Origin of the sequence: Oceanobacillus sp. J11TS1 (genome assembly GCF_018333215.1) — a bacterium.
GTDB lineage: Bacteria > Bacillota > Bacilli > Bacillales > Amphibacillaceae > Oceanobacillus.
Genome location: NZ_BORO01000006.1, coordinates 124101 through 136497 on the forward strand (window position 1 = coordinate 124101; position 12397 = coordinate 136497).

At 33.1% G+C, this 12397-nt stretch carries 17 protein-coding genes and 1 pseudogene; 16 read left to right on the plus strand and 2 right to left on the minus strand.

The annotated features are described in order from the left end of the window. Nucleotides 1–974: 974 nt before the first annotated feature. The 16 genes and pseudogenes from KI343_RS07025 to KI343_RS07095 all read left to right on the plus strand — a co-directional run bounded on the left by KI343_RS07025 (nt 975) and on the right by KI343_RS07095 (nt 11011). A pseudogene (locus KI343_RS07025) lies at nt 975–1597 on the plus strand (LA2681 family HEPN domain-containing protein). Nucleotides 1598–2837: 1240 nt separating this feature from the next. After that, a complete protein-coding gene (locus KI343_RS07030) occupies nt 2838–3257 on the plus strand; it encodes a hypothetical protein (protein ID WP_047184057.1) in 420 nt (139 codons plus the stop codon). After that, nucleotides 3220–4065: a DUF1835 domain-containing protein gene (locus tag KI343_RS07035; RefSeq protein WP_047184056.1), complete on the plus strand. Its 846-nt coding sequence runs from the start codon at nt 3220–3222 to the stop codon at nt 4063–4065. The genes KI343_RS07030 and KI343_RS07035 overlap by 38 nt, the downstream gene beginning before the upstream one ends. 21 nt (nt 4066–4086) lie before the next feature. Next, the gene (locus KI343_RS20050) at nt 4087–4245 is read left to right on the plus strand and encodes a hypothetical protein (RefSeq protein ID WP_225344101.1); all 159 of its coding nucleotides are present in this window, start codon (nt 4087–4089) and stop codon (nt 4243–4245) included. Nucleotides 4246–4577: 332 nt separating this feature from the next. Further along, complete coding sequence (locus tag KI343_RS07045; protein WP_060669040.1) at nt 4578–4931, plus strand: hypothetical protein; 354 nt, start codon at nt 4578–4580, stop codon at nt 4929–4931. 22 nt (nt 4932–4953) lie between these two features. Continuing rightward, nucleotides 4954–5286 (plus strand): hypothetical protein, encoded by a 333-nt coding sequence (locus KI343_RS07050; RefSeq protein WP_060669039.1) that lies wholly within the window; start codon nt 4954–4956, stop codon nt 5284–5286. Next, a complete protein-coding gene (locus tag KI343_RS07055; RefSeq protein WP_212925724.1) occupies nt 5283–5729 on the plus strand; it encodes a hypothetical protein in 447 nt (148 codons plus the stop codon). Before KI343_RS07050 ends, KI343_RS07055 begins: the two co-directional genes overlap by 4 nt. A gap of 46 nt (nt 5730–5775) precedes the next feature. Continuing rightward, the gene (locus KI343_RS07060) at nt 5776–6453 is read left to right on the plus strand and encodes a DUF3885 domain-containing protein (protein ID WP_212925725.1); all 678 of its coding nucleotides are present in this window, start codon (nt 5776–5778) and stop codon (nt 6451–6453) included. Between the two features lie 36 nt (nt 6454–6489). After that, nucleotides 6490–6687 (plus strand): hypothetical protein, encoded by a 198-nt coding sequence (locus KI343_RS07065; RefSeq protein ID WP_212925726.1) that lies wholly within the window; start codon nt 6490–6492, stop codon nt 6685–6687. Between the two features lie 76 nt (nt 6688–6763). Further along, a complete protein-coding gene (locus KI343_RS07070) occupies nt 6764–6970 on the plus strand; it encodes a hypothetical protein (RefSeq protein ID WP_212925727.1) in 207 nt (68 codons plus the stop codon). Between the two features lie 89 nt (nt 6971–7059). Then, nucleotides 7060–7500: an SMI1/KNR4 family protein gene (locus KI343_RS07075; RefSeq protein WP_212925783.1), complete on the plus strand. Its 441-nt coding sequence runs from the start codon at nt 7060–7062 to the stop codon at nt 7498–7500. A 36-nt stretch (nt 7501–7536) separates the two neighbouring features. After that, nucleotides 7537–7980: a DUF7878 domain-containing protein gene (locus tag KI343_RS07080; protein WP_212925728.1), complete on the plus strand. Its 444-nt coding sequence runs from the start codon at nt 7537–7539 to the stop codon at nt 7978–7980. A gap of 29 nt (nt 7981–8009) precedes the next feature. Then, nucleotides 8010–8333 (plus strand): hypothetical protein, encoded by a 324-nt coding sequence (locus KI343_RS07085; RefSeq protein ID WP_212925729.1) that lies wholly within the window; start codon nt 8010–8012, stop codon nt 8331–8333. Between the two features lie 212 nt (nt 8334–8545). Beyond that, the gene (locus KI343_RS20055) at nt 8546–8719 is read left to right on the plus strand and encodes a hypothetical protein (protein WP_244856789.1); all 174 of its coding nucleotides are present in this window, start codon (nt 8546–8548) and stop codon (nt 8717–8719) included. A 42-nt stretch (nt 8720–8761) separates the two neighbouring features. Beyond that, nucleotides 8762–9268, plus strand: a complete 507-nt coding sequence (locus tag KI343_RS20060; protein ID WP_244856796.1) for a hypothetical protein — start codon at nt 8762–8764, stop codon at nt 9266–9268. Nucleotides 9269–9718: 450 nt separating this feature from the next. After that, nucleotides 9719–11011, plus strand: coding sequence for a histidine--tRNA ligase (locus tag KI343_RS07095; protein ID WP_212925730.1), 1293 nt, complete (start codon nt 9719–9721; stop codon nt 11009–11011). A gap of 105 nt (nt 11012–11116) precedes the next feature. On the opposite strand, the gene KI343_RS07100 is transcribed toward KI343_RS07095, so the two are convergent. Then, a complete protein-coding gene (locus tag KI343_RS07100) occupies nt 11117–12031 on the minus strand; it encodes a class I SAM-dependent methyltransferase (RefSeq protein ID WP_212925731.1) in 915 nt (304 codons plus the stop codon). Nucleotides 12032–12153: 122 nt separating this feature from the next. Next, on the minus strand, nt 12154–12375 hold the full coding sequence (locus tag KI343_RS07105; RefSeq protein WP_212925732.1) for a hypothetical protein: 222 nt from the start codon (nt 12373–12375) through the stop codon (nt 12154–12156). Between the last annotated feature and the right edge of the window lie 22 nt (nt 12376–12397).

The following is a 12397-nucleotide window of genomic DNA, read 5'->3' on the forward strand; positions in this document are numbered from 1 at the left end:
TTTATATTATTTTTATTTTATTATTGGATGGTAAGAATAATTAAGTTAGGGAGACATAAATGGTTAGAGATTACGTGGCTGAGTTAATAGGTATTGGTAGTGAAGTTGATAAATTGGATCAATTGTTATTGAAGAAACAATCTAATACTACAGTTGTTTTAATGCATGTTTCTACTATAGAAGAGAAATTTAATTCGATTGATTTTGAGAAACTTAATAATATCGAAAAAACAATGTACTTATACACTAAATCAAATTATAGGGCTATTTTACAGTATATAACTCATAAAGAGTTTGAAGAATTTAAAAAGGTATCTCTGATATTAAGGCAATACAAATATTATGATGACTTTGTTTTTGAAAACTTTTCATCAAGAATAAAAAGTTATCGAGATGCTATTGTTCTAACAAAAGAAGAAGAGCATACTTTAAGCAAAGCATATGTCTCACAAATTTATGTTAATTTAGCCAATGTGTATAATGAAATGGGAAGAACAGTTGAATCAATTGAGGAGCTAAAAAAGGTTGAAAATTTTATTGATCAATTTCCAATGGCTAGAGCAAATTTAGCTATAAAGCATCATTCACTATCAACAAAAATTACTGATCGTTCTGTTATGCGTTTTTTAATTGAGAAAGGCGTTTCCGAGTTGGAAGATGTATGTAAAAGTGTAACTCCAGACCATATGCCAGACGACATACTTGCACAATTCATTGAATGGAAAAGGTATATGGAAGAAATAATTAATGTTCATCTTTCGGATGTTAAACCATGGTCATTGATTTTAGACGTTGATGATAATTATAAAAATTGGGCCTCCAAGAGAAATCTGAGCTTAAATTACATTAATATAATTTATGAATATGGGAATGTTGATGATATTCAAATGGTTGATATGGGGTTAGGGTATTTTGGAGAAGAGAATAACATGGAGTACTATTCTTGGTTTAACACCATAAAGCAAGAATTTAATATGGCGAGATACTTTCTTTATAAGATAGACACTTCAAGTTATGAAAATGGAGTACATGAATCACAACACCATAATTTACTGATTAATACTTTAGACTATCCTGCGATCGGTATAGGACTGAGTTACTCAAAATCTCTCTAAGAACTGCATTTGGTATTTTGGACAAGATAGGTTTATTTTGTTGTAAATTTCATCAGCAGGAGATACCTACTTATAAAATTGATTTCCAAAGGTGGTATAAAGAAATAGAGTTAGATGTTGCATTAGGGAGCCCATTTAATGCTCTTTATTGGTTAAGTAGGGACTTAGATGGAAAAACGGGTGACTTTAAAAACATACGGCTGTTACGTAATTGTATGGAGCATAGATACATTAGAGTTCTCGATTATTATGATAAGTCACTTGATGAGGAACTAGCAGATACTAATAAATACGAGTATAAAATAAGTTATTCAAATTTGAAAAAGATTACCTATGACACAATAAGACTTGTAAGAAACGCTATTATATATATGGCAAGTGGATTTAATGTAGAATATAATAGGGTTTATTATGGGGAAAAAAGCGAAGGGGTATTCCTACCTCTTTACCTATCAATTTATGAAGATGAATGGAAAAATTAATGGGAGTATTAGTAATAGCTTTCTTATTATAAATTTTTGCAATCCCTCTTATCTCTACGTATCTTTTTTCAACTATGTAGATCAATATTAAACAATTTCTTGTGATAATAAACATCTGCTACTCCCACCACCGATTTCGTAATAATAAACATTTGCTTTTTCAATATAGATCCAATAATTTCTCGGGTTTTCCTCATCAGGAGCCCGAGTTTTTTCATGTCTTTTCCAATATCTTTTCAATGCAGTTATGTTCCTAAATCCTTGTCATTACTGGGTTTATCCAATATCCAATTCAATAATAAATCAATACTCATTCAATATTTTCTCTTTATTTTATCCCTCTTTTCTCCACTATCTTTTCTAGAATTTTTCCTTATTCCATTCCCAAAACTTTATTCCAACTTCGAAAAAACCATGAAAAAACAGCCGAAAAAGGCCGGAAAAACGGTCATTTTTGATTCGAAAAACGTCCGAAAAGGGGGTTCCGTAGCAAAACTTTATTATAACTCAAACGGTGGAATGCGGGTTGGAGGGGCGGAAAAAAGCAGGAGTTTATTATGGTTGTACAGGTGGTGTAGATCTCGAATAAACAATTTCTTGTCATAATAAACTCTTGCTAACTTCACCACAATTCTGTAAGAATAAACATTTGCTTTTTCAATCTAAAACTCAACAATTACTCGGATAATAGATGAATGAATGGGGGAGAAAAGAGTTCTTTTTCTTCCCTCTATTATGGCAGAACTTTATTCCAACTTCGAAAAAACCATGAAAAAACAGCCGAAAAAGGCCCGAAAAACGGTCATTTTTGAACCGAGAAAGTGTGAAAATAGGGGTTCCGTAGCAAAACTTTATTATAACTCAAACGGTGGAATGCGGGTTGGAGGGGCGGAAAAAAGCAGGGGTTTATTATGGTTGTACATTAATCCTTGCTCTTATTCGGTTTATCCAATATCGCACTCAATTACAAATCAATATCTTTTCAATATTTTCCTCTTTATTCTTTACCTCTTATCTCAACCATTTTCTTTCCTCTATTAAGCTCTTTGTTTTTTATTCAAGTATCAGTCATTCTCTCAAATTACTGAGTTAGGGTGTTGTAACCACTATATGTTGTATACGGGAATTGAAACTGAAACTATCATATAGACAATACCGTATTAGAGGTTATTATTAAATTACAGAGTGATGAAATCTACTAGGATAGCAATTAATTATCAACATAAATGAGGGTTATAAAATGACGTATTACTATTATTTAGCATCAGATCAAAAAATGGGATTAGGTACTGGAACACTAGATTTAACAGTGGCGGATGATATTATTCCGGGTTTCGATTATCCAGTTCAATTAGAAATAATGAATGGAATTGAAAAAGAATGGGAGTTACGTGAACTATTACAGTATATTCGTAACCATACTGCTTCATATAAAGTCTGTACTGTACAAATAGCTAATTTATTAAATTCGAACAAAGTTGAAATGAAGGTACGGGAAAAATCAAAAATATTGTTACATGAGATTAGTGACCCAAAACAAATATTGCTATCAGAAGGACAATTGTTGACGATTAAGAAAGTACCAGTTTTTATGAAATGGAACAAACAGAGGAGTAAAAAGGATGATACATATTCTATCAAGTGCATCAGCTTCAGGTAGTTTGCAGTTTGCTTTAAAAAAGATGGGTCTTGATAAGAAGGAAAGGATAATTTTCTTTAATGATATATTTTCGGTAGGCCCAGTCTGGAAGTTAAGTGAAGAGATTGGCGTAAAATCAAGAGATGAGTGGATGAAACAATCCATGAGCGATAAGTTCTTTGAATACAATGGTTACAGGGAACGTTTCGAAATGGTAATGAATCAAATTAACCTTATACCTGATGGCGAGCATGTGACTATTTGGGTTTCTGATAACGCTCATGAACAAACAGGAATGCGGTATATTGTACATCTTTTAAAGGAGAAAAACATTGATATTACGGTGATTAATACGACAGCAGCATATAAAGAGCTTTTTCAGGTAAAAAAGGTAAAATACAAGGTACTTCATACAGGTGAAATACCTTCCGAGAAGTTGCAATTTATTTATGAACAGGATTTTGGTCAGTTTTTAACATTAATTACGGACCATGATCGAGAAGAGTTAGAAAGGGAATGGCTTTCTCTTGGTGAAAGTCATGAAACGTTAAGAGTATGGCGGAATGGGAGGCTTCAAAGTATCACTGAAGATTACTATGATGATTTTATTGTGAAAAAGGCAAAAAGGCTGTTCGGTAAACAAAATGAATTTATAAGTGTAGCTAGAGTAATTGGAGAAGTGCTAGGGCATCTGGATCAATATTTAGGGGATGCTTTTCTCGAATATCGAATAAGGAAGTTAATTAATTCTGGAGTATTTGAACTAGAAGGTGATCTGAGGTCAAGATGTTTTTATAGTTTGAAGCTAAATAGAAATGAAAGCGATTAGTATTGCTAGGAAGGAATGGAAATGCTGGACGTTTCGGAGAATGTTAAGGGGAAACGTTATAAACAATTGATAGACTTATTATCGAAACATTGCAATCGTTTTGCTTTTGTTGAAAATAGACAAATGATGGAGATTGAAGAAGAACGTCTAGCTTATGTTGATATATTGATAGCAGATTGAAGAACATCTGATTAAAAGGAAAATTCAACGAGAATGGGAAACTACCAGACTTGGCGAAGGAACAGCATATGTTTATTGTTTTCAACTCAATAATGCGACAAGAGAATTTTTAAAAGAACGCAGTCATTCCCTTTTTGGCTGGAATGGTTTGGAACTGCCAGAAGACCTCATGTTTTATCAAGATGATCAATGTATATTGGCTGGGTGTTCACACGAGGGGTACTTTATGGTTGATGAAACAATTTGGAACAACTTTTTATTGAAGTAGCAAAGGGCATTTGTTGACGATTAAGGGAGTATCCACTTTTAATTAAAAATGGAGGTTGTCATCCTTGAACTGTTGTTGTGCTAGCGGTGATACAAATGATTTAAAAATTGAAGGAGATGTTGGGGCAGATCCAATTTGGTGCAATAGATGTGGATGTAATCTTGACATAGGAGATGTTCCGATTTCAGCTAGTTTACAAGAGGAATTATCGTCTTGGGCAGTAAAGCATGGGAACTGGTTAGATTGGGAACGAGATAAATTGCTTCCTAACGGGATCAAGCTGGAAGATAAATTTAATCGAATTGGGCTCAATTTAACAGAAAAGGTAAAGCAGGAAATAGGAATAAACTACAATATAAAATTCATACCATCTACCAGTGCGAGATTCTATGCAAAAGTACAAAATGGCTTTTTATAATATACGAATTGGAGCGGATTGCATGAATAAGCAAATGTATTTTGATTCGGAAAACTATACTGGAAATCATTTACATGTAGGAAACTGGAAGGAGGAACTCAATCCATTAATTGAGGGAATAGCATGGGTAAGGCAAGATGGCTCCATGGATCTATTCTTTGACGATTTTAAATCGGATTGTGAACGGCAAGAGCTGTTTGTTAATAAGGGATATTATTACGATAAGTTTAAGGGTGGTTATATATGCACTGTCAATACGGATGAGGAAGCATATGTCATGTTCCAAAAATGGGTTGATGAAGTATTATATTTATATCGAAATAAGGATAAAACTTCGTGTGAGGAAACAGAATGAAACAAATTAGGCTGTTGAATTGGTTAATAGAAGTTGATGTAGGTAAAACAAAAGAATTCTATGAAAAAGATTTAGAACTGTGCCATTGTTTATACTGCGAAAATTATATGGAGGCGGTTAAGTATGTAGCTCCATCCATCATAGAAGTATTTACTACGTTAGGAATTAATCCTTCCAAACCAAGCCATTTATCTGAGTTTGGAGAACTGGAAGATGGATTAAGTTTATATATTGGGAGTTATCATTTAGTTGGTAGATTAGTAGAGGGAGAGTTTTGTACAGATTCTGAATGGAATGATACGAACACAGCAGGAGTTAATAATTTTACATTTGGATTCAAGAAAGAGGTATCGTTAGTTCACGACGAGTTGCAACAACCTATTTTACAATTAGATTTCGAAGCCCGTATTCCTTGGGTATTAAGCGAAAAGCCTGATGATTAAATATTATCTATCCTAAACAGATCGCCATAGAAGGAGACAATTAAGGGTGAAATTAAAAGAATATATACACACTACCTTCCCTGGACTTGTTTTGAAGCCAAGCCTTTATTCTCAATGGGATAAAGGTATCCATTTTGAATTAGCTAAAGGATTATATCAATTGAAAGAGAATACAGATGAGCTAAATCCTGATTATTTTAATACAGTCTATGATCAAGCCATTACACTTTTTAATAATTTATTCTCTGACGATGACCAAATCTTTTTGGTAACGAATGTGTATCGGTATAGAGAATATAATACAAGAAGTAGAAGGAAGTTAAAGGTCTATCTTCATTATATTAAAAGTAAAGATGTCCGTGTACGGTTAACACAAGAAACACTGCCCTATATGTTTGATGATGAAGAAGAGGTTGAGGCGAAGTGCACATCCCATTTCTCACTACAATGCCACAAACAAGATATTCGTTATACAACGCTAATAAAAGCAATTTGTAATCAAGATTTTCCATCAGCAAAACCAAGAATACATAATCCATATAACTTATATGAGCCAGATGTATTTTTTATAAATGCAACGAGAAATGTTATTTTTTACATCTATGATGATAGAGGGTGTGAAGTTATTGCAAGTGATTTGGAAACGATACGCCCTATATATGAGAAATATACTGATTTGGTTGATGAATATTGTCGTGAAGAGATAAATGAACGCTTTAAGTAACATTTGAAATGTTCTGTACGAAGGAGAGAGTGATTATTGTATTCATGGAGAGTAACAAAATATGATCCCTTAAAAAGGGATGTTGAAGGCAATTATCTGGATCATGAAGAATGGACTGACTTTTCGGATGTCGGAACAAAGGTTAGTATAGAGGAATATCTAAAAAAAGAGCAAAATTACATAAACGCTATTCGTTCATTTATGGATGAAATAGGCTTAGATAGAGTTTATTAATGCCTTAGAACAATGGTCTGACGAGGTTAGAAATCAACAAGCTAAAGAATTCCTATCAAAGATTTGGATTGGAAAGTTGGTAACTATTCAAGAGATTCAAGAACTAGCCAAGTTAACGTTACGTAATGCGATTTGGTGCAAATTAGGGTTTAAAAAGCAGTTCTTTGTACATTTTGGAGAAGATTATTATATGTATATTGGAGCAAGTAGAGATTGTAAAAAAGCAATAGACGCTGCTACAAAGTCTGGTTTATTCGTTGAAAAGTTTAATACTCCTTATTAAAGGGTTTATTTATAGACGAATTTGATGAAAGATACGAAAAAGCAAGGAGAAAACAAAACAGAAAGAAGGAACTCACTTGAAAAAGGAGTATCTGGCAAGTCGATGACGAATATGGTTCTAAGCCAATTACGAATAATGATGTGAAAAAAGCGGAAGAGGAATTAAAAGTTAAATTACCTGAAGGTTACATAAGTCTTTTGAAAGAGCAGAATGGTGGGTACATCAACTACGATTCTTTTCCAACAAATTTCCCAACATCGTGGGCAGATGATCATATTAATGTAGATTATATTAGAGGCATTGGTGGAGAAGAGAGTATTCAGGTAAGTGAATATTTAATTGATGAGTGGGGATTACCGAAGAAGGTAGTTCTTATTTCAGGAGACGGTCATACATGGATTGCTTTTGATTATAGATATACAGATGAAAATCCACCCATTATTCTCATTGATCATGATGGAGAAGAAATTATTGAGATAGCTCCAGACTTTGAATCATTTCTAAATGGATTAACTAACCTGGAAGATTGATTATTCTTTTTATTTAACTGGAGAGGTGAGTGAATCTTGAATACGTTAAAGTTGAGATTTGAATTAGATTCATCGAGTTTTATTGAACCAAAACTTATTAAAAAGAGAAGCGGAAAGCTATTAGTAGATATACAAGGTAGATTAGAGGTATTTTTAAATGATCATTGTTTCTTCTTAGAACCTTCGCTAGCCCTGCTTGAGTTTGGAATGGCATTAAAAAACTGGAGGCAGGAAGAAGATTTTTATTACTATACCATTGAACATGACGAAAGAGAAGGTCCTATTTTAGCGTTTAATAAAATAGAGGAAAACTACTGGACAATATATTCAATTTGGCAATTGTATGAATCTAAGGAGTTGTTAGCTCTGGATAGAATTATTGAAGCAGTAGATTTATTCCTGCTTGAATTAGATAGAGAATTACTAAAGAATTATGGATTTAATATGGATGAATTCATAACAAGCAAGTGGATATTTTGATGTTAATATTGAGGCAGGAAGTCTGAGATATGAAATACATTTGCCCTGTTTGTGGTTATAAAGGACTGGACGAACCAGCATATAATAATGAAGAAAAATTAGAGGGCGGCTCTTATGAAATATGTATTTGCTGTCAATTTCAATTTGCCGTAGATGATGATGTTGAATTGGAAAATGGAGAATTTTTAACAGTAAAAGATGCACATAATATTTACCGAAATATTTGGTTCAGTTTTGGTGCACCTGTTTTTATAATTGAATATTATCCCACTGAATATCAAGAAAATGGGAAAGTGGAGCGGGAGCATTTAGAAAAGCAATTTAAAAATATAGGTATCAACTTAAATGAGTAATTATGATATGATCTTTAAATAAAAAACCTATTAATTTAAAGCCTTAGAATTGCACTTTACAACATATTATACGGGAATAGAGGGAGATTCCGATAGAACTATTAGAATTATATTATAAAAGATACATAAAAACTGTACAGCCCTCAGATTACGTGGAGTGGGCACATCACCACTTGCACTTTGATGTACTTGAAATTAAGAAGTTAGCGAGTATGGATAAGCGGGAGAAATTAAATATATTTGAAGTAGAAAAGATGTTTGACGATGCAATGAAAATCATTCAATGGGAAGAACCATCGAAAGAACAGTGTGTAGAATATCATATAAAATACCTTCATTCTCAACTATTATTACCTGTAGAAAATGCCATGTTGTTAGTAAAATAGATTTATGACTGTACAATCGAACATGACTTATTGGAGGGACAGATGAACTGGCAGGAAATCAGTGATGCCATAGATGATTTTCAGTATGGAGATAACTATTACGGCTATACCCTGGATAAAATCAATAAAAAGATTGTTGCTCATGCACGTAATCTATGGCATACAAAAATAAGTGATATCAAGTTTAAGGAACTGATTGGACAAAAAGTTACTGCCATTGATTCAGAAGTTCACTTCATCATTCAGTTGGAAAAAGGGGCAATTGTTATTGAGTGCCCTTGGCGAATTCGAAATACAGGTGGAATACTGTTAGGAGAAACAGATATTCAATCTAACCAAAGTGAATGGAAATCGGTTAAAGAACTATTGGTTGGTAAAAAGGTTGAAGATATTCGGCTATATGAGCAATGTCCCCTTCTGATTATTCAATTTGACAATATCTTTTTGGACGTATTTCATGCCAGTTCCTACTTCGATGGATGGACATTAACCGATCATGGAGATTTCTATATATTTCTCGATGCATGGTGGAAGTATTGCATAGGTTAAAGAAAGTATTTTAAGGAGTAAATCTATTTCTTATTTCTAAAATTCTTCTTTCTACTATGTAGATCTCGAATAAACAATTTCTTGTCATAATAAACTCTTGCTAACTTCACCACAATTCTGTAAGAATAAACATTTGCTTTTTCAATCTAAAACTCAACAATTACTCGGATAATAGATGAATGAATGGGGGAGAAAAGAGTTCTTTTTCTTCCCTCTATTATGGCAGAACTTTATTCCAACTCCGAAAAAACCATGAAAAAACAGCCGAAAATAGCCCGAAAAGCGACCGATTTTAATCCAAAATTGGATAAAAATGAGGGGTCTGTAGCAAAACTATATTTTAACGCCAACGGTAGAATGCGGGTTTGAGGGGTGGGAAAAATCAGGTGTATAAAATGGTTGTACACAAGTGCGGTTTTTTATTATTATAAAAAAATGGAGGAAAAGAAAATGAAGAAAATGGATTATCAAAATGTAAAGGGTACTCAAGATTACTTACCGAATGCTGAGGGAATAAGAAGAAACATTAGAAGAACTTTGGAAGACGTATTCATCCAATACGGTTGTAAACCACTGGAAACGCCTATATTAAATTATACAGAATTACTAGCTTCTAAATATGGTGGTGGAGCTGAAATATTAGAAGAAATGTATACATTAACTGATCGAGGCGAAAGGGATTTAGCTTTAAGATATGACCTTACTATACCATTTGCAAAAGTTGTTGCAATGAACCCGACACTTAAAATGCCTTTTAAGCGATATGAAATAGGTAAAGTTTTTAGGGATGGACCAATTAAAACAGGAAGGTTTCGGGAATTTACACAATGTGATGTTGATATTGTAGGTGTGGATTCACAAATAGCCGAAGCCGAATTAATGGTTATGGCATTGGATGCCTTTAGGAAACTTGATATACAGGTAACGATCCAATATAACAATCGAAAATTACTAACTGGAATGCTTGAAGTGTTTGGAACAGAATCTGAAAAAATTAATAAGGTTGTTTTAATTCTAGATAAACTTGAAAAAGCCGGATTAGAAGCTGTTGTTTCTGAGCTCAACGATCAAGGATTATCCAATTCAACAATTACTTTAATCAAGCAGTTTTTAACTGATGATGGGAATTCACGTTTTAGCTATTTTGAAACTTTTGCTGAACAAAATGAAGAGGCAAGGCAAGGTTTAAATGAATTAAAAGAGTTAGAATCATATCTTGAATTTCTAAGTGTTAATAATCAGTGCGTATTTAATCCTTTTTTAGCAAGAGGATTAGAGATATATACAGGTACTATTTATGAAATATTCTTATCTGACCAATCTATTAAATCAAGTATTGGGAGCGGCGGAAGATATGATGATGCAATTGGTGGGTTGATAGGTACAAACGAAAACTTTTCAACAGTAGGAATATCATTCGGCTTAGATGTGATTTATACGGCTATGATTACATCTAAGAAAGAATTAAAAGAGAATAAGAATGTAGATTACTTTATTGTTCCATTAGGTACTCTAAAGGAATCTTTATTGGTGGCAAATTATTTAAGAAATAAAGGCTATAAGGTCGAATTAGAAATGAGTAACAAAAAATTAGGAAAAGCCCTTGATAAAGCAAACAAAGAGAAAATTCGTAGGGTTATTATTATTGGAGAGGATGAGGTCAAAAATAATCAATTTAAAGTAAAAGATATGATTTCAGGTGATGAATGGATTGAATCATATCAGTTTACAGTCAACAAGTAAAATAAGTTGGTTTGTAACATAACGGTAGGAGCGGGACTTTGATTTAAATTAATAAAAAAGCCGTCCAGACTCTAGCGAGTGATTGGACGGCTACTTAACGGGAAGCTATTTCTTTACTGCGTGTATATAATGAATCGTTTCAAAGGCTGATAGGTAGTCGTTTCTATTAGAAAAGTAAGTTTCATCAATTTCACTTGGAGACAAATGTTCATAAATAAGTAATCCTGCCTTTTCCAACATATTCTCAACTTCATTATAAGAAAAGCATGATTTCATTGGTTCACCACTTGCTGAGGCCATTTTTACCATGTTTGAAACTCTATTTGATTTTCCGTTTACCCTAAATAGGGATTCATCCGCATAATCAAAAACGATCGAACTACCCGTTGGAACCTCGGTAAATAAATTCTCCATTAAACTTGAAATTTCCTCTTTTGTTAAATAATATGAAACGCCTAAAAGACTAATGAATGTTTTGGTGTCTTTGAACCCCTCTTTTATTAGATTTTGATAAGTAAATGCTTTGGTGAAGTCCATCGAAACAAAATGGAGATTTTGTGGAATATCCAAACGAGCGTTGGATAATCGTTCCATTTTAAACGCTTGTGTCGCTGGGTGATCAATTTCGAAAATCTCTAAATTATTTCTTAATTCTGGGTGACGAAAGCAAAAAGTGTCTAGTCCAGCTCCAAGTATTACATACTGTTTTACTCCTAACTTAACTTCATGAAGTAATACTTTTTCGCAGTATGCAGAACGTGCTAAGGGTGTTGGGGAAAGCTGGACTTGTGTAATCCATTTTAAGATTTCATTTGGTTTATCTTTAAGCTTTTGCCCAAGATCTCTGTTGAAAAATTGTATTCCATTAATCATATTCTTGCTGATAGCTGAAAACTCTTCTTGGGAAATTAAATCTTTTGCAATAAAATCATTTAAAATTTTTGGTTTGTCATATTTACTGTGATATGCACGACCAAAAGCCGATACAAGGGAAGTTAAACTGGACTCATTTTGGTTCATATTATTTTCCTCCCATATAAAAAAATAAGGTCCTCCTGGCCAGGAGAACCTTATTATACACAAGTTAATTATAACTGTAAATTATAGCATAAAAAATTATTTTGTCAAATAAATTGATTGGCTTAACTTTCTTTTTTAGTTGTGCCGGCTACTTTGCGAGAGGCTAAACCTATGCCCCCGCCAACTATAATAAATACGATGTTAATAACGATTTCCAATCCTTGAAAGGCATCAATATAATTTACTAAAAACCAGCTTTTACCACCATTTGTTAGATAATTAATTAGCCCTCCTACACCTTGGATAAGGAATAATAAACTAAGTCCACTAATAATTTCTTTCATGATGAACACCTCATTAATATTT

Coding starts and splice junctions, on each gene's coding strand:
- KI343_RS07085 (WP_212925729.1), top strand. CDS start 8,010: ATGAAATACATTTGCCCTGTTTGTGGTTATAAAGGACTGGACGAACCA.
- KI343_RS20060 (WP_244856796.1), top strand. CDS start 8,762: ATGAACTGGCAGGAAATCAGTGATGCCATAGATGATTTTCAGTATGGA.
- KI343_RS07055 (WP_212925724.1), top strand. CDS start 5,283: ATGAAACAAATTAGGCTGTTGAATTGGTTAATAGAAGTTGATGTAGGT.
- KI343_RS07030 (WP_047184057.1), top strand. CDS start 2,838: ATGACGTATTACTATTATTTAGCATCAGATCAAAAAATGGGATTAGGT.
- KI343_RS07095 (WP_212925730.1), top strand. CDS start 9,719: ATGAAGAAAATGGATTATCAAAATGTAAAGGGTACTCAAGATTACTTA.
- KI343_RS20055 (WP_244856789.1), top strand. CDS start 8,546: ATGGATAAGCGGGAGAAATTAAATATATTTGAAGTAGAAAAGATGTTT.
- KI343_RS07100 (WP_212925731.1), bottom strand. CDS start 12,031: ATGAACCAAAATGAGTCCAGTTTAACTTCCCTTGTATCGGCTTTTGGT.
- KI343_RS07105 (WP_212925732.1), bottom strand. CDS start 12,375: ATGAAAGAAATTATTAGTGGACTTAGTTTATTATTCCTTATCCAAGGT.
- KI343_RS07050 (WP_060669039.1), top strand. CDS start 4,954: ATGAATAAGCAAATGTATTTTGATTCGGAAAACTATACTGGAAATCAT.
- KI343_RS07035 (WP_047184056.1), top strand. CDS start 3,220: ATGATACATATTCTATCAAGTGCATCAGCTTCAGGTAGTTTGCAGTTT.
- KI343_RS20050 (WP_225344101.1), top strand. CDS start 4,087: ATGCTGGACGTTTCGGAGAATGTTAAGGGGAAACGTTATAAACAATTG.